The 22,872-nt window shown below is 51.3% G+C and carries 20 protein-coding genes; 3 read left to right on the forward strand and 17 right to left on the reverse strand.

The annotated features are described in order from the left end of the window. Positions 1-22: 22 nt before the first annotated feature. The 4 genes from EDM59_RS06240 to EDM59_RS06255 form a co-directional block, all read right to left on the reverse strand. Positions 23-1,102, reverse strand: a complete 1,080-nt coding sequence (locus tag EDM59_RS06240; protein WP_122922803.1) for an acyl-CoA dehydrogenase family protein — start codon at positions 1,100-1,102, stop codon at positions 23-25. Beyond that, a complete protein-coding gene (locus tag EDM59_RS06245) occupies positions 1,099-2,253 on the reverse strand; it encodes an acyl-CoA dehydrogenase family protein (RefSeq protein WP_183192828.1) in 1,155 nt (384 codons plus the stop codon). The genes EDM59_RS06240 and EDM59_RS06245 overlap by 4 nt, the downstream gene beginning before the upstream one ends. Positions 2,254-2,475: 222 nt before the next feature. After that, entirely contained in the window at positions 2,476-3,252 is a 777-nt protein-coding gene (locus EDM59_RS06250) for an IclR family transcriptional regulator (protein WP_122922804.1), read from the reverse strand. Positions 3,253-3,340: 88 nt separating this feature from the next. After that, positions 3,341-4,282 (reverse strand): alpha/beta hydrolase, encoded by a 942-nt coding sequence (locus EDM59_RS06255; RefSeq protein ID WP_122922805.1) that lies wholly within the window; start codon positions 4,280-4,282, stop codon positions 3,341-3,343. A 140-nt stretch (positions 4,283-4,422) separates the two neighbouring features. Here EDM59_RS06255 and EDM59_RS06260 point away from each other — a divergent pair, with 140 nt between their 5' ends. Then, positions 4,423-4,866 carry an RrF2 family transcriptional regulator gene (locus tag EDM59_RS06260; protein ID WP_122922806.1) on the forward strand — a complete coding sequence of 148 codons (444 nt, stop codon included), beginning with the start codon at positions 4,423-4,425 and terminating at the stop codon, positions 4,864-4,866. Between the two features lie 125 nt (positions 4,867-4,991). Here EDM59_RS06260 and EDM59_RS06265 read toward each other — a convergent pair whose 3' ends face one another. Together EDM59_RS06265 and EDM59_RS06270 are read right to left on the reverse strand one after the other, a co-directional pair. Beyond that, entirely contained in the window at positions 4,992-5,336 is a 345-nt protein-coding gene (locus EDM59_RS06265) for a potassium channel family protein (protein WP_122922807.1), read from the reverse strand. Positions 5,337-5,508: 172 nt separating this feature from the next. Next, positions 5,509-6,120: a DedA family protein gene (locus EDM59_RS06270; protein ID WP_122922808.1), complete on the reverse strand. Its 612-nt coding sequence runs from the start codon at positions 6,118-6,120 to the stop codon at positions 5,509-5,511. Positions 6,121-6,329: 209 nt separating this feature from the next. Between EDM59_RS06270 and EDM59_RS06275 the strand changes: the two genes are divergently transcribed. Beyond that, positions 6,330-7,571 carry a cysteine desulfurase-like protein gene (locus EDM59_RS06275; RefSeq protein WP_122922809.1) on the forward strand — a complete coding sequence of 414 codons (1,242 nt, stop codon included), beginning with the start codon at positions 6,330-6,332 and terminating at the stop codon, positions 7,569-7,571. A 255-nt stretch (positions 7,572-7,826) separates the two neighbouring features. On the opposite strand, the gene EDM59_RS06280 is transcribed toward EDM59_RS06275, so the two are convergent. The 5 genes from EDM59_RS06280 to EDM59_RS06300 form a co-directional block, all read right to left on the reverse strand. Then, positions 7,827-9,143 carry an acetamidase/formamidase family protein gene (locus tag EDM59_RS06280; protein WP_122922810.1) on the reverse strand — a complete coding sequence of 439 codons (1,317 nt, stop codon included), beginning with the start codon at positions 9,141-9,143 and terminating at the stop codon, positions 7,827-7,829. Positions 9,144-9,267: 124 nt separating this feature from the next. Beyond that, entirely contained in the window at positions 9,268-10,254 is a 987-nt protein-coding gene (locus tag EDM59_RS06285; RefSeq protein ID WP_122922811.1) for an NAD(P)H-dependent flavin oxidoreductase, read from the reverse strand. A 69-nt stretch (positions 10,255-10,323) separates the two neighbouring features. Further along, the gene (locus EDM59_RS06290) at positions 10,324-11,481 is read right to left on the reverse strand and encodes an acyl-CoA dehydrogenase family protein (protein ID WP_122922812.1); all 1,158 of its coding nucleotides are present in this window, start codon (positions 11,479-11,481) and stop codon (positions 10,324-10,326) included. 27 nt (positions 11,482-11,508) lie between these two features. Further along, positions 11,509-12,291, reverse strand: a complete 783-nt coding sequence (locus tag EDM59_RS06295; protein WP_122922813.1) for an enoyl-CoA hydratase/isomerase family protein — start codon at positions 12,289-12,291, stop codon at positions 11,509-11,511. A gap of 186 nt (positions 12,292-12,477) precedes the next feature. After that, positions 12,478-13,431, reverse strand: coding sequence for an MBL fold metallo-hydrolase (locus tag EDM59_RS06300; RefSeq protein ID WP_122922814.1), 954 nt, complete (start codon positions 13,429-13,431; stop codon positions 12,478-12,480). A 152-nt stretch (positions 13,432-13,583) separates the two neighbouring features. Here EDM59_RS06300 and EDM59_RS06305 point away from each other — a divergent pair, with 152 nt between their 5' ends. Beyond that, a complete protein-coding gene (locus tag EDM59_RS06305) occupies positions 13,584-14,048 on the forward strand; it encodes a hypothetical protein (RefSeq protein WP_122922815.1) in 465 nt (154 codons plus the stop codon). Positions 14,049-14,123: 75 nt separating this feature from the next. On the opposite strand, the gene accC is transcribed toward EDM59_RS06305, so the two are convergent. From accC to EDM59_RS06335, 6 genes are read right to left on the reverse strand one after another with little or no spacing between them, the layout of a single operon-like run. Beyond that, positions 14,124-15,470 (reverse strand): acetyl-CoA carboxylase biotin carboxylase subunit, encoded by a 1,347-nt coding sequence (gene accC, locus EDM59_RS06310; protein WP_092270026.1) that lies wholly within the window; start codon positions 15,468-15,470, stop codon positions 14,124-14,126. 13 nt (positions 15,471-15,483) lie between these two features. Then, entirely contained in the window at positions 15,484-15,933 is a 450-nt protein-coding gene (locus tag EDM59_RS06315; RefSeq protein ID WP_122922816.1) for an acetyl-CoA carboxylase biotin carboxyl carrier protein, read from the reverse strand. A 15-nt stretch (positions 15,934-15,948) separates the two neighbouring features. After that, positions 15,949-17,499, reverse strand: a complete 1,551-nt coding sequence (locus tag EDM59_RS06320) for an acyl-CoA carboxylase subunit beta (protein WP_122922817.1) — start codon at positions 17,497-17,499, stop codon at positions 15,949-15,951. A 24-nt stretch (positions 17,500-17,523) separates the two neighbouring features. Continuing rightward, a complete protein-coding gene (gene meaB / locus EDM59_RS06325) occupies positions 17,524-18,567 on the reverse strand; it encodes a methylmalonyl Co-A mutase-associated GTPase MeaB (protein ID WP_122922818.1) in 1,044 nt (347 codons plus the stop codon). Beyond that, positions 18,564-20,738 (reverse strand): methylmalonyl-CoA mutase, encoded by a 2,175-nt coding sequence (gene scpA, locus EDM59_RS06330; RefSeq protein WP_122922819.1) that lies wholly within the window; start codon positions 20,736-20,738, stop codon positions 18,564-18,566. The genes meaB and scpA overlap by 4 nt, the downstream gene beginning before the upstream one ends. Further along, positions 20,735-22,858: a methylmalonyl-CoA mutase family protein gene (locus tag EDM59_RS06335; protein ID WP_122922820.1), complete on the reverse strand. Its 2,124-nt coding sequence runs from the start codon at positions 22,856-22,858 to the stop codon at positions 20,735-20,737. Before EDM59_RS06335 ends, scpA begins: the two co-directional genes overlap by 4 nt. Between the last annotated feature and the right edge of the window lie 14 nt (positions 22,859-22,872).

A 22,872-nucleotide genomic window follows, 5' to 3' on the forward strand; every position in this document is an offset into this window, starting at 1 on the left:
AAATCAATTTGTTGGGTAACAACTATCCTTGCCGACCGACTACTGGTTCGGTTAGAAACGGCCATAGCTCGTTATCTGCGAGCTGCATGAGCTGTTCCGCCAGCTTTTCTGCCCATAGGGTCTCGTTCCCCCATTCTTCCCGCCAGGAAAGGACACGTCGTGTGCTTTGATGCAAAATGTGCTCATGGGTGAATCCGATAGCCCCGTGCACCTGATGCGCGATGGGCGCAACGGTACCTGCAGCTTCGTTGATACGGATCTTTGCCATGGCGACGGCCTTCGAAGCCGGAGTATGCTCATTCGCCTCTATTGCGCTTTGGGCAGCTATGTCGGCAGCCGTTACCTCCCCTGCCATAGTCGCCAGATGCTGCTGAATGGCTTGAAAGCGATGCAGCGGCTTGCCAAATTGGGTGCGCTCCGATGTATAGGCAGCGGTCAGCTCCAGAATGCGCTCCAAAGCTCCTGCCATCATGACTGAACGGCAAAGTGCGCCTGTGTATAGCAGCCACTCCTTTACCTGTTTGGCCTCTACGGAAAATACCCGACTCTCGGCAACGGCTGCGTGGTTCAAAATCACAGTGTCTCTCGCTTCTCCCGCCATATTGTGTCCGTTGATTATCAACGCATCATAGGAGCTTACGATGGCGAGAAAGCCGCAGGAATTCTCCTCCCCCATAACCAGCATCTGCTTCGTGTACCTAGCCCACGGCACATTCAAGGCTGTACCCGTTATCTGCCAGCCATCCTGCGTGCGGATGAATTGGATCGGTTCCACCTCGTTACACAAAATGGTGAGCGGCTCCGTAGAGACGGGCATTTCCAAATCAGCCAGCAGCCAATTGCCCATATACGTTTCCGCTAGCGGAATAGGCGCAGCGTATTTGCCGGCCAGCCGCAGAATGTGGTACGCATCTGTAAAACTGCCCCCTGTTCCATCGAGTGACTCGGGAACAGCAACAGTCGTCATGCCTGACTCAGCCAAAATCCCCCACAGCTCAGCTGCCCAGCGTCCGTTTTCTGCTTCATTAACGAGCTCCTTCGTACACACATCTTTCATGATTTTCGTCGTGGATTGAATCAAGATCTTCGTGACGTCGTTCACTTTGCGATCACCCCTTTCGCCACGATTCCACGCAGAATTTCGGTCGTCCCTCCACGCAGTGTGAACCCGGGTGCATGCAAGACTGCCTGAGCCATCAGCTGATCCAATCGGTTTGCAGCATTCGTCGAGGGTGCTGTCGGGATGAGCAGCCTTGCGATTTCAGCCACCTGCTGCTCGAATTTGGTCCCCATGTCCTTGACGAGGGCAGCAGCAATATCTGGACTCTCTCCCTTTTCCAAAAGGTGTGCGATACCGATCGACATCTGCCGCAGCGTACACAAACGCGAAACAAGCTTGCTTCCCTGAGCCATCAAATGCTTGTCACCTTTCTTACGCAATTGGTTTATCAGCTCTTCCAGCAGCGGATAGGTGCTTAGAAATCGCTCAGGACCACTGCGTTCGTATGCCAGCTCCGTCATTCCCTGCTTCCATCCGTTGCCCTCCACACCGATCAGCCTGTTCTCGGGAATGAAGACATCTTCAAAAAACACTTCGTTAAAATGATGCTCGCCTGTCATGAGCAGGATCGGCCGAATGGTTACACCAGGCGAGGTCAAGTCAACCAAGAGCTGGCTCATCCCCTCGTGACGCTTTTCGGGATGGTAAGGGGACGTGCGGCACAGGGTGATCATGTAATGGGCATGATGCGCACCACTCGTCCACGTCTTACTCCCGTTCAAGATCCATCCGCCATCTACTTTTTCCGCTCTCGTATGTACGGCTGCCAGATCGGACCCGGCGTTTGGCTCACTTAATCCAATGGCAAAATAGCATTCCCCGCGTGCAATTCGCGGCAGGAATTCCCTGCATTGTTCATCTGTACCGTAACGGAGCAAAAGCGGTCCCGTCTGCCGATCGGCAATCCAATGGCCCGCTACGGGAGCACCAGCTGCCAAAAGCTCCTCAATGACCACATACCGCTCAGTGGCTGAACGCTCATGACCACCGTATTTTAGCGGCCAAGTCATTCCGATCCAACCCCGCTCCCCCAATTTACGACTGAAATCCGCAGAGAATCCGCTCAACCACGTATCGCACCTAGGGACAAAAGTTCCGTGCTCTTTCTCGTACTGAAGAAAATCCCGTATCTGTGTCCGAAGGTGTTTTGTCTGTTCCGAGATTTCTCCAATCGGCAATTGCAGACTGTTCATAGCTAACCTCCTCGGCCAAGCCGCATAGATGGGAAACTTCAACGTACCGTTAATCGGTACGCAATACCTATAATTGAAATGATACACGAGAAAAAAGCGCAATTCAACCAAATAAGCTGAATTGATTAAAAATTTAGTTTTTTTCATTCCTTATATAAAAAAGCTATGTTCCCCACTCATTGGCTGCAATGAAGTGAGCTACATAGCTTGCAAAGGTACTCGTTAATCTTTGGTATGGGAAAACTTGAACTCTTCTGAGATCTGTCTGGCCGTTTGCGTGATGGCCTGAACGAACTCTTGGCATCGCTCATCCGTGACTCGAATCATCGGCGCCGATATTGAGATACCTGCGATCGTCTCCCCCCCTCGATTAAAGATGGGGGCACTGACTGAGCAGACACCCACTACACGTTCGCCGTTGCTGCTGGCATAGCCTCTTTGCCGAACCTCTGCCAGCTCATCTGCAAGTCTTTCCTTATCGATCACCGTAGAGCTTGTTATCGGCTGCAAAGTCGTTTGCTGCAAATACATCGCTAGCTTTTCAGGCGGCAAATAGGCAAGCAATAGCTTGGCAGATGCGCCCGCATAGAGCGGTGAAGTTTGTCCAATGTACGATATCGTCATCAGATCGTGCTTCCCCTCTTCAAAAGCGATGCATTTTCGTTCGTTATTTTCAATGATATTCAGATAGACACTCTCACCAAAACGATCCCGGACCGCCTTGAGATAGGGTTTGGTCACGGTAAGCAGATGCGAATGCTCCTCCACCAGCTTGCCCAAATAATAAAGCTCATTTCCGAGGCGGTATGTTTTTCGCTTCTCGTCTTTTTCCAAAAATCCAAAGTTCACCAATGTATGTAAAATCCTTTGCAGACTGGATTTGGATAAGCCAAGCTTATGGTGAAACTCCGCCAAGGAAATTTCCTTCTCCTCCTTGGAAAAGCATCGCAGGATATGGATGGTACGACTTATCGTCTGCATAGATTGATCTGCGCTCACCGCTATCACTTCCCATACTCAATAGTGAGTCCATGGTATCATTTTTCAAGGAAATGATAAACCCGTCTTCCAAACATTCAGAATGCGCTTACTCTTTGTGCAAGGCGCGCTTCAAAGCTTGATTGTACTCCTGTTTTGCTCGTTTGCTGACCGACGCATTCGGTACCGAGTGCTCGAAGCCGTGGAAGCATCCCGGATAGAGATGAAACTCGACAGGCACCTTGGCCTGAGTCAGCTTTAACACGTATTCAATCGTCTCGTCACGAAACGGATCCAAATCTCCTATGCATGTATACGTAGGGGGAAGCCGTGAAAAATCGGTTGCACGAGCCGGAGCCGCATAAGGAGATACTTCTCCGCCAGCCAGCTCTCCCAGATACATTTCCCAGCCTTGTCGGTTAAACTTCGCATTCCATACGCGATGATCCGTGATCTCATTACTAGAAACGGTGATATGACGGTCGTCGATCATGGGATACAGCGGCATCTGAAAAGCGATAGCTGGGCCGTTTCGATCTCTCGCCAACAAGGAGACAGCTGCAGTCAAGCCTCCTCCTGCACTGGCTCCTACCACAGCTATGCGAGCTGGATCGACTCCCATTTCCACTGCGTTCGCTGCGAACCAAAGCAATGCCGAGTAGCAGTCCTCCAGAGGAATCGGATAGGGATGCTCCGGTGCCAGACGGTAATCGACAGAGACTACCACGCTGGAGAGGTCATGGGCTAGTTCCTGGCAAGTATCATCGAACGTTTCAACACTTCCGACAATGTATCCGCCTCCATGAATGTAGAGGATTCCAGGAAGCGTCTCCGTCTTGGTGCGCGGAGAGTAAACCCTGACACGGAGCTGGTATTCTCCATCTGCTGCAGGTATGAACCTATCCTCTATGGAAAGGGCTGGGTTCTGCGGTGCACCTACGAACATTTCATCCATCGCTTTTCTCATGGGTTCGAGATTCTCCCGATCGAAGTTCAATTCCGGCATTACTGACAGCATCGTACGCAGCTCTGGATGCACTCTCTCTTCCATAGCTATTCCTCCTCCACGATTGGAAACGCATTCATTTTAATTGTGATCGAATCATCACAATTAAAATATACTAAGCTATGGTATAATAGTCAACAAAATATTCAGACTATTTTTCTTCGTTGACGCAGGAGGATATTTTCATGCAGCTGTTGATTCAATCTGGCGACCTTGGTCCAAAATGGTTTCATGTCGCCTTGAGAGCTCTCGTTTTGATGGCGGAGCAAAAGAGCATGGTAAAAAGCAATCAGCTCGCGGAGGCAATTGGCGAAGATCCGACGTTTGTCCGAAAAATACTGGCGAAGCTGGCAAAGGAAGAACTGGTGAAGACATTTGGCGGAAGATACGGCGGGTATGTACTGGAAAAGGATCCTCACTCCATCACGGTCCTGCATGTCTATCAGGCGCTTAGCTCTTCCGATATGATCCCCCATTGGTCGGTTCCATCTACGGGCTCCGAGCTATTTATTTCCTTGATCATTTCAAAGGCGGAGGAAAGATTTCAATCGACCTTGGCTGATTATACGATAGCAGATATTCTGCTCCATAAAACGGAGCCCCGCCATCTGGATAAACCTGGAAAATAACGGTCCCTCATGCCTTAGTAAAAAAGCCTGCTTTCTCCTTTTTCGCAAAGAAGAAAAGTAGGCTCATCACCACAGGCACATTCAGCGGAACTTGTCGTTGCCCGGCGGAACCATCCCCACCCCACCTATTCCTCGCTTCTATCCTCTGATCCCCTCTTGGTTGTTCTCGTGACCGTTAGCTTTCGAATCAGCCCCAGAATGATCCCCAGGCCTGTAAACAAATACAGGATGGTAAATATTTTGCCCAGATCCGTTTTAGGTGCCAGGTCCCCGTAACCGACAGTCGTCAAAGTCGTCACGCTGAAATAAATGGCATCCACCCAACGAAATCCTTCGACAGTTGCGTAAAAGATCGTTCCGGACAACAAAGTAGTCAGGGTCAAAACGAGAAGGCCCTGGAATTCCTTGTCTTTCATCGAGTGGAAAAACGACGAAATAAGATGCTTCAGCGTTATGAGGAACGAAATCATCGACATTCCCCTTTCCTATGTAATTTCGCCGCGCCTTATCGCCACAAAGAAAGCGATCACGCTCTTTTTTTGATTTCTTTAGCTTTCCCTTCTCTTTTTGGATTAATCAGGAAACGATGGGCGCGTAGCGTGCACCCAACCGTCAAAAAAAGAGGCGCTGCTCGCACCTCTGTTACGATTTAACTCCTCTTTTTCGCAGAAATAGAATCAGAAACATGACGATTCCTCCGCCGATGACCGCATATGCCACCGTCGAATACATATCCATGAAAGTCAAAATCTCTTCCCAGGATTGCCCCAGAAACGCCCCGAGCATCACGAGTGCGACATTCCATATCAAGGTTCCCAAGGTCGTGAACAGCAAAAATAGCCACACGTTCATTTTCGTCATCCCCGCTGGAACGGAAATCAGGCTTCTGACCAACGGCACCATTCTGCACAGGAATATCGTCCAGTATCCATATTTATCAAACCACGCATTCGCCCGCGCGATATCCTCTCGCTTCAAGCGCAGGATATGACCCCAACGATCGACAAGCACTTCTATTTTTTCCAACTCTAAATAATAGCCGATCCCGTAAAGTACGATAGCCCCCATCACAGATCCCATCGTCGCTGAAATAATGACGCCCGGAATCGATAACGTCGTGTACGTCGTCATGAATCCACTGAAGGTAAGAATCACTTCAGAAGGAATCGGCGGAAACACATTTTCCAAAGCCATCAGTAAAAAAATGCCAATATAGCTGAACTGCTCTAAAAAAGCAGTAATCCACGTTTGCATGGTATCCCTCTCATCCCTAGATTGATCTGGTGGTGAGTGACAGTCAGAGCACCCTATCAAGTATTACGTATCTCCTTTCAGTATAGATACCCTCGAGCCATTTGTACAATTCGAAACCAAGAAAGGAGATTCTCTCTATAATTGGCTGATTATTGTGATAATATGAAGGTTGTAGGATTCTATCTGGTAGCCAAAAGGAGACGTGGACGATGACCAAAACGACGGAACTCTTTCCTATTGCGGCAGTTCGAGAACAGTTTCCCGCCTTGCAGCGGACTTACAATGGTAAACAAGCCGTTTATTTTGACGGCCCTGGAGGTTCGCAAGTCGTAAAAAGCTCGATGGATGCCATTTATGCCTATATGCAAAACGGCGGGGCCAACCTGCATGGTTCCTTCCCGAGCAGCCGTGAAACCGAACAAACCATAGCGAGTGCAAAGGAAGCCGTAGCTGCCCTCTTTGGAGCGAAAGCGGAGGAAGTCGCATTTGGAGCGAACATGACGACACTGACCTTTGCGATCGCACGCGCGCTGGGCAAGCACTGGCAAGAGGGCGATGAAATGATCGTATCCGAGCTGGATCATCGTGCGAACGTTGATCCGTGGCTGACGATCGCCGCAGACCGCGGGATGACCGTGCGCTGGCTCCCTGTGGATCCAGACACCCTTACCTTGCGTGTAGATGAGCTGGATTCTTTGTTGAATCCGCGAACACGTCTGGTAGCCGTTGGTCTTGCTTCCAATGCTGTCGGTACGATCAATCCCGTTGCTGCGATTTCCGAAAAAGCCCATGCTCTCGGTATTCCCGTCGCCGTCGATGCTGTCCACGCCGTCCCGCATCTTGCCATCGACCGAGACGCTTTGGGTGCTGATATTCTTCTCTGCTCCGCCTATAAGTTTTTTGGCCCGCACGTCGGGATTGCCGTCATTCGCCAAGAGCTGTTTGAACAGCTGCAGCCATACAAACTCCAACCCGCTCCCACCTACATACCGGATAAACTGGAAACAGGCACGCAAAATCACGAGGGGATCGCGGGAATCAGGCCCGCTATCGAATTTATTGCGGGATTGGGGAACGGAGATAGCCTGGCTGCGCAAATCCGCTCCGGCTATGAACGAATCGAAGTCTATGAAAACGAGCTGGCAGAAAAGCTGAGAAATGCGCTGTCCCTGATTCCTTCTGTCACCTTGTTCCAGGCTGCCCCTGATGTCCCCAAGACGCCAACACTCGCCTTCCGTGTAGAGGGCTGGTCCCCGCAAGCCTTCTGCGAGAGAATGTGCGAGGATTACGGGATCTTCATCGCAGACGGAGATTTCTACGCAATGACACTCGCCGACAAGCTGGGGATAAATGAAAGTGGCGGCTGGATTCGTGCAGGGCTGGCACCGTATAATACCTTGGAGGAAGTGGACCGTTTCATTCAAGGCATCAAAGAACTGACCCAAAGCTGATCAACTGACATAGCATTGCCCAAAAGTGACAAGTAGAAATATCCCCTCGTGGTTGTATGGTGTGGCAACCTTCGAGGGGATTTTCTATGTGTCTACTTTTGCGTACGAATGATTCAGAGTGTAAGAATCCGCCAGCAGTATCCCTCGGACTGAGGGGCGCCTCGCCAGTCGATAAAAGTGCACCCCGTCGAGAGTCCCTCGAGCTTTTCCCCTGTCTATTCGTAGGAGTGCCTATCGCTTGTCTCTCTGTCTTTCTTATTCTATGTAGCGGGAGTACTGTTCTTTTGCCAGCTCCAGCAATCCGATTTTTTCCAGCCGTTCTACGGGAGCTAGGAAAGTGACCGTAACAACACCCGGGTGACGGCCAATCTGGATTGCTCCTGTAATGGTAGCCCGATTCAATACCTCAGGAACGGTCATTTCCAGCAAATCCGCTGCACGCTGCAGCCCGTTCTCCGTCGCTACGTTCAGATTGGCACCCGTACCGATGACCGATAGGGGCAGAGACTCTTCCAGTTTGTCCAGCTCCCATGTTTTGGCGTAATGCAGCGCTTTTGCCTTTTCCTCCGCTGTAAACGGCTTTGCCAAATAGGGGAGATCTTCTTCTACTGGCAACAATACAGGACCGTCTATGGAAAGCCCGGGTATGACATGGACTTGCAAGGTAACAATGCCGGAAACATCCGTCGTGTGACCGGCAATTTCCCCATCCCCCTGCATCGCATGCATGTCCCCGAGATAAACTCCGCCGCCAGGTACTTTTACAGGGCAAATCAGGATGGCATTCTCGCACACACGGTTGATATCCATATGTCCATCCGTCTTGTGCTGATCGAGCTGCTCTTGGGTCAAGGCATATTCATGCGGCGCACCAACGAGAAAAGCTCCAAAGTCTCCCGCATTATGCGAGTCGGGAATCGCATGGGAAGGAGTTGTCCCCAGCTGGCCGAGAAATGGACGTACACGGGCAACAACACCGACAAGATCATGCGGAGCAAAGGTGACAATCGGGTTTTGCTGAGATTGCTCAGGTGTATTCATATAGTAACGACCGTCTTGAGCAATTTTTTCGGCTGCCTTCTGCGGCAGAGTAACTCCAAGCTCTTTGGTTTCATTAAATCCAATCGTGTAGCCATGGGTAAACGTAAAGGGAGTAGTTTCCGCACCGCAGTTTACGCAGCGGATGGCCTCTGGTCCGATACCTTCAATTTTTGTCTCCGGATACAGTGTACCGCAGCCGGGACATTTTGCGGCAACAAACGGGTCTCCCAAAAATCGCCCCTCCATCGTCCGCTCATTACCGGATGCAGTCACCATGGAGGTCACTTGAATGGATTTGATGCGGATCGCGATCGCGTCGCCGACATTTGCTCCTTCTACATAAACAGGCTGTGTCACCTCATGTCCGCCTCGAAGTGCAGGCGTAATCATAGGTCCCCAGCAGCCCGGGGTCGTATTGGCTACGATAAATCCCCCATCACGAACAGGTCCGAGCATAGCTTTTTCAGGATCTAGGATGCCATTCACAAAAGAATTCACATACACGGTCTGTTGCGCTTTGGCCTTTTCCATTACGATCTCTCCTCGCTCCATAAAATGTCCACAAGATGATTCACACTCGAACAATGGCAAGAAGGCAGAAAAGGTCCGCTTCGTGCCAGAAGAAGCTAGCAAACAAAACGGACTCTTTCTGCTCTTAATTCAGCGAGCGGTTCAAAGGGGAACGCGAGGCTGGCAGCTGTTTGAAGGCCGCAAGCGTTTGGTCGTATTCTGTTTGAAGCTCGTTTACAATCTCTGCTACGGTTTGAATGGATTTTGTACGGCCGACTCCATGACCTGCCGACCAGATGTTTTTCCATGCTTTCCTGCCGGTCTTTGCAAATTCGGCGTATGACCCCAAATGTTCTGGATCCAGTCCTTCGCTCACAATGCTCGGCTTTAAATAATTTGCCGGAATGCCGCTGAAAGTAGGCGTGTAGATGATGTCTTCAATGCTTGCGTCAATTAACATCTGTTTGTAATCGTCCCCCGCGCTGCTCTCCACGGATGCGATAAATCGCGTTCCCATAAACACGAGATCCGCATCGATCGTGCGGGCAGCCAAAATTTCCTGTCCGCTTGCGATCCCTCCTGCCAAGACGGTTATCCCGTCCCAAAACTCACGGATTGCACTTAAGAAAGCAAAGCTGTTCAGTGTTCCAGCATGCCCGCCTGCTCCACCGCACACGAGGATCAATCCGTCCACGCCTGATTTCACTGCTTTCTTTGCATGATAGATGTTGGTGACATCGGAGAAGACGATTCCCCCATACGCGTGCACGATCTCTACGACTGGCGCGGGATCTCCCAGGGCTGTAAAGACAAACGGAGGCTGATACTTTTTGATGAGCTCGAGCTCTTCTTCCAACCGTTCGTTCAAATGGCGTATGACAATATTGATGGCCCAGGGAGCAATCTTGCGGTCCGGCTCGGCTGCTCGGCTGCGCACCAGCTCTTCTGTAATGGTAGACATCCAGACTTGCAGGTCATCCACCGTCCGGGCATTTAATGACGGGAACGAGCCGATCACCCCAGATTTGCACGCAGAGATCACTAGCTGCGGATTCGAAACCAAAAACATGGGAGCTGTAATGACAGGCAGCACGAGATGCTCGGAAATCCATTCAGGCAAACGATTTTTCATAGTGTGTTCGCTCCTTTCTCATACGAAAACTGAATTTGGCTGTTTCATTTGCAGCCCAGTCTCATTTCCTCAATACGATCTGGGAAGGCCAAGGACATGCTCGGCTACATAGGAGAGGATCAAATTTGTCGAGATCGGAGCGACTTGGTACAGCCGCGTTTCCCGGAATTTGCGTTCGATGTCGTATTCTTCAGCAAAGCCAAAGCCCCCATGCGTCTGAATGGTCGCATTGGCTGCCTCCCAGGATGCATCTGCTGCGAGAAGCTTGGCCATGTTCGCTTCTTTCCCGCATGGAAGACCTGCATCAAACAGCTCGGCTGCTCGAAAACGCATCAGATTAGCCGCCTCGAGGTGGATATAGGATTGGGCGATCGGAAATTGAATCCCCTGATTCTGACCGATTGGCCGCTTGAACACCACTCGCTGGTTCGCGTACTGAGTAGCACGATCGACAAACCAGTAGCCGTCGCCGAGACATTCGGATGCGATCAGGATTCGCTCCACATTCATTCCATCCAGAATGTAGGAAAACCCTTTTCCTTCTTCGCCGATCAAATTTTCCACCGGTACTTCCAGGTTTTCGATAAACAGCTCTGTCGTTGCGTGATTCATCATGGTGCGAATGGGGCGGATCGTGATGCCGTTCCCGACAGCCTCCCGCAGATCGACCAAAAGGACAGACAAGCCCTCTGTTCGCTTTTTCACCTGGTCGAGTGGCGTCGTGCGCACAAGCAGGATCATCAGGTCCGAATATTCCGTCCGGGAAATAAACACCTTTTGACCGTTTACGATATACTTGTCTCCTTCTCTGACCGCCATCGTCTTCAGCTGTGTCGTATCGGACCCCGTGTTCGGTTCTGTTACGCCGAACGCTTGCAGGCGCAGTGAGCCATCTGCGATTTTCGGCAGGTACTTGCGCTTTTGCTCCTCTGAGCCATGCCGCAACAGAGTTCCCATGGTATACATCTGTGCATGACAAGCACCCGCATTTCCCCCGGAGCGATTGATCTCCTCCATGATGATGGAAGCTTCCGTCACGGACAGCCCCGATCCACCGTACTCTTCTGGAATTAAGGCGCCCAGGAATCCCGTCTGCGACAGCTCGTTCACGAAGTCTTCCGGATACGCTCTTCTCTCATCCAGCTCACGCCAATAGGCATCGGGGTACTTTTTGCAAATTGAGCGAACGCTCTGTCGCAATTCTTGATGAAAGGCAGTATCGATCATAGCTTCAACCCTCCCATCTACAGCACATTATTTTCCGACAAAACGGGGTGCGCGCTTTTCCACGAAAGCCAAGACACCTTCCAACCGATCTTCTGTATTCACACATCGGTTGTAGTACTCCAGTTCCTTTTCCCTGGCGAGATCGTCCTCCATGCCAAACAAGTTGTCCACGGCTTGCTTGCAGTACTGGACAGACAGGGGCGCATTACGGGCCAGACACTCTGCCAAATCCAGCGTGGCCTCTCTCAAATCTTCCGGTGCTGTCAGTCGGTTGATCAGCCCGGCACGATCAGCTTCCTCCGCCTGGATCATACGTCCCGTGCATATCCATTCCTTTGCTTTATGTAAGCCGATTCGTTTTGCCAAGAGCCGAGTCGCTCCACCTCCCGGCATAATTCCACGCGTCACCTCTGGGAGCCCGAATACTGCACGAGTCGTTGCCACGAGAAAATCGCAGTTTAGAACAAGCTCAAACCCGCCTGCCAGTGCATATCCATCCACAGCTGCAAGAACCGGCTGCGGTGTATCGGCAATCGCGTAGAACATCTGCTCGAACAAGCGATGCTGCTCTCGCCATGCTGCTTCTGACATACCATTGCGCTCCTTCAGATCAGCCCCTGAGCAAAATGCCTGTTCACTTGATGACTGCAGGATGACCACGCGCGCATCGGATTGAGCAATTTGCTGAAATACTTGCAGCAGGTCTTGTGCCATTTGCGTGTGAAAGGCATTTCGAGATTGTGGTCGATTCAGCTCTACGACAGCGATGCTTCCCTCAGAACCTATGCGTCTACTCTCAACAAAAGACATGTCCTTCCCCCTTGTTCACCTACCTGTCAACATGCGGCAAACCTTAATTGTCTATATTTTAACACAATACAGATTATTTCTCCTGCTTTCCTGCTGCTCGCAAATCGCTAGGATAGCTGTCAGCAAAGCCAAAGAGAACGGTAAATAGCGCCTTCCTTCTTCAGAAGACGCTCTGTCGCTTTTTTGCTACTCTGCCGTATGGTAGAAAATGACTCCCTCTCGTTCCCGCGCCTGCACTTTGCCTACTGACTCCATGTAGAGAATACGGGTGAGTGTCATTAAAAACTCTGCGCTATGGCGCATCGACATTTTTTCAAATCCGTATACCGCTTGGGCAAGCTCGCCTGCCGTACTTCCCGCGTCTGGTATCGCAGCTAAAATCTGCTGCATTCTTTGTTCATGGCCGGCACGCAGCTCGTGAATACGCGCCGGTACATTCCGAATCATACTCCCGTGCCCTGGCAATCCAATGCTCACCGGCAGCTTGGCTATCTTCTCCAGAGACTCAAAATAAACCGCCAAAGGGTTGCCATCTTGCTCCGTCCAGATCGGAATAAGCGGTGAAATCTCGTTTAACACATGATCGCCAATCAGCATGACGCCGCTGGATTTATTCAAAAAGCAAAAGTGATCAGGCGAATGCCCAGGCGTCCAAATCGCTTCAAATGCTTGATCCCCCAGTTGGATTTCCTGCTGATCCTCTAAAAGCTCGTCCGGTTCAAAATAATCGGCGTCCAACTGCTCCAGCATGGCCTTCTCACTGACCGATGGGCCACCATGCTTTGCGAAAAAGGGATACGTGCTCGTTGCATCCCCTTCATGTGCTTTTCGGCGGGCACGAAGCTTCTGCATTTCCTCATAGCCTTGTCTCGCTATCACCAATGGTGCATGATACGTCTCCCGCAGCCATTTTGCCAATCCGATATGATCGGTGTGCGAATGCGTCAGAAGGATTTTTTCTACCTTAGTCCCTTCTGGCAGTGCCTCCTTCCAGATCCCGATCGCCTGCTCTGCATAGCTGCCCGTATCTACAATGGTCACACCGTTCTTGCCCTCGATCACATAACTGTTTACTTGCCGCATGCCAAAGGGAAACTGTATCGACAGCAGATGAATTCCTTCTGCAACCTGTACCAGCATCGTTTTCTCCTTCTCTCTCTTTATTGTTTTTTTATCTTACCATATTTTTCTACGGATCATGGTGAGCCAGGTACCAACGCGCCAACCGAACAGGTTAATCCTGCGTGTTTCTGGTTAAGATTTGGATATCTAGCCGTTCATTTGGAGGTCCAATGTTATTCTTACTCCTTTCTATTCTCGTGCTCAATGGCTTTGCCTTTTTGATTCCGAAAAAACTAACCAGGCATGAAATCTATGTAACCTCCCTTTTTGCTGTTGCTCTTGCTCTCATCACGGATACCTACCTGGACCTCAAACATGATCTGTACGGGTACTTTCACGTTGGTCCGGATTATGAAGTGCTTCTCGTTTTGTTCGGTCTCTATCCGGCGTATAGCTTCATTTACTTAAACCTTTTTCCTTTTACGAAAGGACTCGATGCAAAGGCCGTCTACCTTCTGCTCCATTGGCTCTTCTGTCTTTTCTATGAATGGCTCAGCATACAGCCATTTGGTTTTTTTTACTACAACGGTTGGAAGCTCTGGTATTCTGCCCTTGTATACCCGTTTCTGCTTGTCATTCTTGTGGGCCATCTACTCTTTGTGAGACAGCTTTACTCCCCCCGCAAGCAGCCATAAATCTCTTCTTTTTTGCACATAAAAGAGCCCCAAGATCTCGGGGCTCCTTTTCTTGTTTGGAAATCTATGTTCTTCTTATAGATCCAGCTTGTTTTTCTCCAGAAAATTCGTTGCAAAATGACCGGCAACAAAATCAGGGTGCTCCAGCAGCTTCTCATGGAATGGCACTGTAGTATGCACACCTTCGATCACAAACTCATCCAGGGCGCGACGCATGCGGGAAATCGCCTCGTTGCGGTCTGTTCCCCAGACAATCAGCTTCGCCACCATGGAATCATAAAACGGCGAGATTTCATAGCCGGGGTAAACAGCACTATCTACCCGTACGCCATAGCCTCCTGGTGGCAGGTAGTTAACCACTTTTCCAGGCGAGGGCATGAAATTTTTCGCAGGATTCTCCGCATTGATGCGGCACTCGATCGCCCACCCATTGATTTTGACATCTTCCTGGGTAAACGACAGCGGATTGCCTGCTGCAACCGAAATTTGCTCCTTGATCAGGTCGATCCCCGTAATCATTTCCGTCACGGGATGCTCGACCTGAATGCGCGTGTTCATTTCCATGAAATAGAATTGACCATGCTTGTCGAGCAAAAATTCTACGGTCCCTGCCCCGTGATAGTTCACTGCTTTTGCCGCTGCCACAGCAGCTTGCCCCATTTTCTCGCGCAGCTCTTGATCGAGTGCTGGGGATGGCGCTTCCTCTACCAGCTTTTGATGACGACGCTGAATTGAGCAATCACGTTCGCCCAAATAGACGGCATTCCCATGCTTGTCACCCATGATTTGAATCTCGACATGGCGTGGCTCTTCCACATATTTCTCGAGATAGACACCCGCGTTGCCAAAAGCAGACTCCGCTTCTTTCTGTGCTTGGTGGATCGCTTTGCTAAGCTCCTGCTCGTCATAGGCGAGCCGCATGCCACGACCGCCTCCTCCTGCTGTCGCTTTCACGATGACAGGATAACCGATAGTAGCTGCAACAGAGAGCGCCTCTTCGATGTCATCGATCAGTCCTTCCGTTCCTGGAACGAGTGGTACGTTCGCCAGACTCATCGTCGCCTTCGCTTCGGACTTGTCCCCCATTTTCGTAATGGACTCTGGATCCGGTCCGATAAACGTAATGGAGCAGTCCTGGCACAGCTGCGCGAACGACGCATTCTCTGCCAGGAAGCCGTAACCGGGGTGGATCGCGTCTGCTTTCGTCAAAAGCGCAATGCTCATGATGCGCGGCATGTTCAGGTAGCTGTCCTTGGAGGCAGTCGGTCCGATGCAGTACGCTTCGTCAGCGAGCTGCACGTGCAAGGCTTCGCGATCTGCCTCCGAATACACAGCGACAGTGGCAATTCCCAATTCTCGGCAAGCGCGAATGATTCTGACAGCGATCTCACCGCGATTGGCTACTAAGACTTTCGTAAACATATACGCTCTCCTCCTAGCCTTGTTTGACAGTCAGCAATGCTTTTCCGTAATCGATGAGCTGACCATCCTCTGCGAGCAGTTCTACGACTTCTCCATCGAAAGGAGAGACAATATCCTGGGAAAGCTGCAGGGCGTCTACCGAGCAACGCCCTACCACGTCTCCAGACTGGACCTTCTGACCTGCTGCAACTGAAGTACTGAAAATACCTACCGCTGTAGAAGTGATCGTATGGATCGTTTCCTGTACCACTGGTGCTTGTTCCGCAGCTTCAGCTGTCACCGCTGCTTCCTGATAGCCGGTTTCGACTTCGGCTACCTGAACAACTGGCTCCATCTCTGCTGCCACGACAACGGGTGCTGCTTTTTTGATCACGATGGAGGTCGAGCCCTTTTCCCACTCCAGCTCTTCGATGGACGATTGATTCACCAATTTGATTAACTCGCGAATGTCGTGCAGTTTCATCTCTATCGATCCCTTCTACAATGGGATGTTCCCATGCTTTTTATAAGGACGCTCTTCCTTTTTATCCCGCAGCATTTCCAGCGCTTGCGCTACTTTCATTCGCGTTTCGCGTGGATCGATGACATCGTCAACCATTCCCAGACTCGCAGCCACGTACGGATTGGCAAATTTCTCACGGTACTCCGCGATTTTTTCTGCCCGCGTCGCAGCCGGGTCTTCGCTTTGCTCGATCTCTTTGGCAAAGATGATGTTGGCCGCACCTTCAGGACCCATCACGGCGATCTCCGCATTCGGCCAGGCATAGACGACATCTGCCCCGATGGACTTGGAGTTCAGCGCCACATAGGCACCGCCATACGCCTTTCGCAGGATAACTGTAATTTTAGGTACGGTCGCTTCCGAGTAGGCATAAAGAATCTTCGCACCGTGACGAATAATGCCTCCATGCTCTTGGTTAATCCCTGGAAAGAAGCCCGATACATCCTCAAAAGTGAGCAGCGGAATGTTGAAGCAATCGCAGAAACGGATAAAACGAGCCAGCTTGTCGGAGGAGTGGATATCGAGCCCTCCCGCCATGACTTTCGGCTGGTTCGCGATGATCCCTACGCTGTGACCATCGATGCGTGCAAGGCCAATCACGATGTTGCGTGCGAAGTTCGGCTGCACTTCCATGAAGTCGCCAAAGTCAACGATTTGCTCGATCACTTTGCGCACGTCGTATACTTTTGTGCTTTCGGCAGGAACGAGCTCCAGCAGTTCCTCCTGCCAGTTTTTCCCTTCCTCCGCATCGTGTACGGGCGCTTTGTCCCTGTTGCTTTGCGGCAGGAAGCTCAGCAGGCGGCGTACCTGCTCCAGTACTTCTTGCTCCGATTCCGCTGTAAAATGGGCGTTTCCGCTCACCGTCGAGTGCACTTTTGCCCCGCCGAGATCCTCGGAGGAAATTTTCTCCCCTGTCACGGTCTCAATTACCTTTGGACCCGTGATGAACATTTGACTGGTCTTTTCCACCATGAAAACGAAGTCCGTGATCGCGGGAGAATAAACGGCCCCGCCTGCACATGGTCCGAGGATGACAGAGATTTGCGGGATGACGCCGGAATAGATCGAGTTGCGGTAAAAAATGGTTCCATAGCCATCGAGAGAGCTGACGCCTTCCTGAATGCGAGCACCACCCGAATCATTCAAGCCAATGAACGGAGCGCCGTTCTTCGCGGCCAAATCCATCACCTTGGCGATCTTCATGGCGTGCATCTCACCGAGTGCCCCGCCAAATACCGTGAAATCCTGTGCAAACAAATAGACAGGACGCCCGTTTATTTTTCCATAACCGGTAACGACACCCTCACCAGGCGCCTCCATTTTATCCAAGCCAAAGTGAGACGCCCGATGCTCTACGAACGGATTCAGCTCCATGAACGTATCGGGATCGAGCAACAGATCGATCCGCTCTCTGGCCGTCAGCTTGCCGCGGTTGTGCTGCGCATCGATCCGGGCATCACCGCCGCCTAGTTGGACTTTAAATTTTCGCTCCATTAGCTCGTCAATTTTTTCATGCATGCTGCTCATGGTCCGACCTCTCTTTCTGTTCCATCACTGTCTCGTTTTTTCAAATATGGCCACCAATTGTTGCACCGCACTCGTCGCAGACAGCTGTCCGCTGGCCACGGCATTTTCGATCTGCGGCAGCATGTTGGCTACTTCCGGATTGCTGTAAAAGGTGGAGCGCAAATAATCCTGCGTCATACTGTGCATCCAATCCAGGGATTGCGCCCTCCGGCGGGCATCGAAGCCTCCCGTTCGAGTCGTCTGATCACGAAACTGACCGATGACGTTCCATATTTCTTCGATCCCTTCGCCTGTCAGCGCAGAGCACATGTATGCTTTTGTTTCCCAACCGGTTGTCGCCGGCTGTAGATAATGCAAGACCCGATTGTACTCGCCGCGTGCGACGAGCGCCCTTGTTTTGTTCTCTCCGTCTGCTTTGTTGATCAAAAGAGCATCTGCGATTTCGATGACGCCCTTTTTGATCCCTTGCAGCTCATCTCCAGCTCCTGTCAGCATGAGCAGCAAAAAGAAATCGACCATGGACCGAACCGTCGTCTCACTTTGCCCTACGCCAACTGTCTCTATTAAGATTACATCGTACCCTGCCGCTTCACAGATCAGCATCGTTTCTCGCGTTTTTCGGTTGACCCCGCCGAGCGTGCCCCCCGTAGCAGAAGGGCGAATGAATGCATTCGGATTTCGCGACAGCAGCTCCATCCTCGTCTTGTCACCGAGAATGCTTCCACGTGTAACCGTGCTGCTCGGGTCTACTGCTAGAACTGCCACTCGATGCCCTCTCTCGCAAAGCATCGTGCCAAAGGCCTCGATAAATGTGCTTTTTCCTGCTCCCGGCACACCCGTAATTCCGATCCGAATGGATTGTCCCGTATGCGGCAAAAGCTGCTTGATGACTTCCTGAGCCATGTTCATATGGAGGGCAGAATTGCTCTCTGCAAGTGTGATAGCCTGTGCAAGAATCGTGCGGTTGTTTTCCCGCACGCCCTGTACGTACTGTTCAACCGTTAAGCGAGGGAGACGGACAGACGATGAAAATTGCAAGGAAGTCCTGTCGTTCCTAGCCTCACTCATAGGCTCGAAGCCTCCAGGCGACGAACGATTTCTTGCAGAACATTTTGGGCAGCTACTGGAATGACGGTCCCTGGCCCAAAGATAGCAGCTGCACCGTTTTCCCTTAGAAACGCATAGTCTTGTGCGGGAATAACCCCGCCGATCACTACGACAATATCTTCGCGACCCAGCTTTTTCAGCTCTTCTGCCAGCTGTGGCAGCAACGTTTTATGTCCGGCAGCAAGCGAGCTGAATCCGATGACGTGTACATCGTTTTCTACAGCCTGCTTCGCTGTTTCCTCGGGTGTCTGGAAAAGCGGTCCGATATCGACGTCAAAGCCTAGATCGGCAAAAGCGGTTGCAATGACTTTCGCCCCCCGGTCGTGACCATCCTGACCCATTTTCGCGATCATGATGCGTGGACGGCGGCCCTCCCATTGCTCAAATTCATCTGCCATTTTTCGTACCGCTGCCACTTCCTCTGCATCGGCATATTCCGAGCTGTAGACACCGCTAATGGAACGAATAACTGCTTTATGACGACCCACGACTTTTTCGTACGCATCGGAGATTTCCCCGAGAGATGCACGTGCCCGAGCCGCTTCAATCGCCAGCTCCAGGAGATTGCCTTCTCCTGTCTCTGCGCACGTCGTAATTGCCTGCAAAGCTGCTTGCACTCTTTGCTCATCGCGATTTTCCCGCAGTTCACGCAGGCGCTTGATCTGCGCTTCGCGTACAGCGGTATTATCCACTTCGAGAATTTCCAATGGATCTTCTTTGTCCAACCGATATTTATTCACGCCGATAATAGCCTCTTTGCCAGAATCGATATGCGCCTGACGACGTGCAGCTGCCTCTTCGATCTTCATTTTCGGCAGACCGGTCTCAATCGCTTTTGCCATGCCGCCAAGAGCCTCGACCTCTTCAATATGCGCCCAAGCTTTTTCCACCAGCTGCGCGGTCAATGCTTCGACATAGTAGGAGCCTGCCCATGGGTCCACGACTTTGCAGATTTCCGTCTCGTCTTGTAAAAACAGCTGGGTATTGCGTGCGATCCGCGCAGAGAAATCCGTCGGCAGCGCGATCGCTTCATCCAGCGCATTGGTGTGCAAAGACTGTGTATGCCCAAGAGCCGCAGCCATCGCTTCTATGCACGTACGAACGACATTGTTGAACGGATCTTGCTCCGTCAAGCTCCAGCCTGAAGTCTGGGAGTGTGTGCGCAGCGCCATCGACTTTTCCGATTTCGGGTTAAACTGCTTGATGAGGTTTGCCCAGATCAGACGTCCCGCTCGCATTTTGGCAATTTCCATGAAGTAGTTCATGCCAATCGCCCAAAAGAAAGACAGCCGCGGTGCAAACGCATCGATGTCAATCCCTGCTTTCAAGCCGGTACGGACGTACTCCAGTCCGTCTGCCAGCGTGTAGGCCAGCTCGATATCTGCCGTCGCACCTGCTTCCTGCATATGGTAACCGGAAATACTGATGCTATTAAATTTCGGCATGTGCTTGGAGGTATAAGCAAAAATGTCGGAAATGATTTTCATGGATGCTTCCGGCGGATAGATGTACGTATTGCGCACCATGTACTCTTTTAAAATGTCGTTCTGGATCGTTCCTGTCAGCTGAGCTTGCGATACCCCCTGCTCCTCTGCAGCTACGATATAAAACGCCATAATCGGCAATACCGCGCCGTTCATCGTCATGGATACCGACATCTTATCCAGCGGAATGCCGTCAAACAAAATCTTCATGTCTAAAATGGAATCGACCGCTACCCCGGCTTTTCCTACATCCCCGACAACTCGCGGATGATCGGAGTCATAGCCGCGGTGAGTCGCCAGGTCAAACGCGATGGAAAGACCTTTTTGACCCGCGGCGAGATTGCGGCGATAAAACGCGTTGCTCTCCTCTGCCGTAGAAAAGCCTGCGTACTGACGCACTGTCCAAGGCTGCGTCACGTACATCGTCGGATAAGGACCACGGAAAAACGGGGGCAACCCTGGCATATACCCCAGATGCTCCATGCCCTCCAGATCTTCTTTGGAGTAGAGTGGCTTCACAGGGATTTGCTCAAGTGTCTGCCAGAGGAGCTCATCCATCGATTGCTGCGTATCCGGCATCGATGAATTCGCGCCTACACTTTTATTTGTCCGAAACGAAACTTTGGAAAAATCAGGTCTCTTCTTCATGCCATCACCCCTATGCGCTGCAGAAGATCGCGAAGTACTTGGTAGCAATTCGTACGTACGTGGATGCAATCATCCAACCCCGCATCCTTATAGACAGCCAGCTGTTCTGCTGCGGGAAGACCCGCTAAAAGCACAGTCATCTCCGGCTGACCCGCTTTGATCTCTTTCACGATTGTCGGAACGATCTCGGGATAGCTCTCATCATCCGAGCAAATGACCGTGATCGCTGCACCAGAAGCATTTGCGGCTTCCGCTGCTTCTTCAACAGAAGTAAACTGCTGCTGGCGTAGGACATCAAAGCCGCCTACCGTGAAAAATTCCGCAGCGAAATCGGCACGAGCTTTATGTTTCGACACCGGTCCCATATTGGCGAGAAAGACTTTTGGCTTGCCGCCTGTCTTTGCAGCATACTGTTCTGTCTGGAAGCGCAGCTGCTCAAAAGATTCAGCTATGCGCTGTTGCGGCAGAGCTTTTACCGAAATCGGTCCTGTACCGGATGGAAGCAGCGCTTTCGTCAGTTCGCCCAAGGTTGCCCCGGCCTGCACAGCTTTTATCGATGCATCCAGCAGATCTTGCCGGTCAAAGGAAAGCGCCTGGAGTATCGCATCCATCGCAGAACGGTTCTGCTTTTGAAGATAAGCCTGACGCTCCGCTATCCTTTTTGCCGGATCACACTGGAGTTTTTCAGGTTGTTCCGGACTCTCTTGTGCATTTGCGTACATATTCGTCCCTACGATACGCAATTTGCGTGAAGCAGCATTCTCAGCCTTTTTGCTTGCGACTCCTGCGATTTGCTCCTGAGGTATACCTGCTGCGAGTGCTTTCTCCATGCCCCCCTGCTCTTCTACCTGCAGGAAAAGCTCCCATGCTTTTGCAGCAAGCTCATCAGTCAGCCACTCGATATACCAAGAGCCGCCTGCGGGATCGGCCACCTTTGCCAAATGGGCTTCCTGCTCCAAAATGATCTGCGTATTTCTGGCAATGCGCCGTGAAAACTCGGTAGCAGGACGGATAGCTTCATCGTAAGCAGACACATGAAGACTGTCTACACCGCCAACTACTGCTGAAAACGCTTCCGTTGTCGCGCGCAAAAGGTTTACATGGGGATCAAGTACGGTTTTCGTCCAGGCAGAGGTTCGCGCGTGAATGTTCATTTTTTGCGCGGCTTCCGAACCGCCGTACGAATCGATGATAGAGGCCCAGAGCATACGAGCCGCTCTGATTTTGGCGATCTCCATAAAGACATTCGAGCCGATGGAAAAAGCGAACTGGATGCGTGGTGCTATTTCTTCAATCGAGAGTCCTCTATCCAGCAAAGCTTGCACGTACTCCACTCCGGTAGCGAATGCGTATCCCAGCTCCTGGACTGCATTTCCTCCAGCATTGTGGTAGGGGTGCGTCTGCACGAGAATGGTTTTTACTTGAGGAGCACGCTTGATCGCCCAGCGAGTCGCGTGAGCCATTCCGTCATACAGGGTGGTCAGGGGGACGGATAGAATTCCTTCGCTTGCGAGCGTTGCCATTGGATCCGCACCCACACAGGCATGAAGCTTGTTCGGATCTTGACCTTTTGCCTCCATATGAGCCATCAGCAAGCTGAGCAGTGGCAATCCAAAAGCGCCTGCGTTCACGTAAAGCGGGACCTTTTCCAGATCGATTTCTGCAAATGCCTGGTCCAGATCCTCGCGACTAAAAAGGGAAAGCCCTTGCTTTCCGACTTTACTATGCACGCTATCTTCTGGATCAAGTCCAGCCTTCGTAGCTTCATCCAATGCCAGATTCAGCATCGTCTGACCGCGTGCAAGATCGTGACGGGCAATCTGATTGAACTCTTCTGCGGTAGCGGCCAGGATCTCTTGCGACACTTCCCATGCACGCGCTGCAAAGGCTCCTGCCGCCTTCGTACCTCGCAGGTATGGCGCAACACCCGGTTGGGCGTGAATATGCTTGAGTTTTTCGACATCTTCCTGTCGATAGATCGGCTGAAGAGTAATTCCCTCGTAGGTTTTGGTCAATAGCTTGGCGTCAAAAGAAGCGCCTTTCAGCGTCTTTTCAGCCGCCTCCCGCCATTGCTCGTACGTCGGGACGGAAAATTCTTTAAACAACGTCTCTTTATTCACGTATTTTGACCTCC

This window comes from Brevibacillus nitrificans (assembly GCF_003710965.1).
GTDB lineage: Bacteria > Bacillota > Bacilli > Brevibacillales > Brevibacillaceae > Brevibacillus > Brevibacillus centrosporus.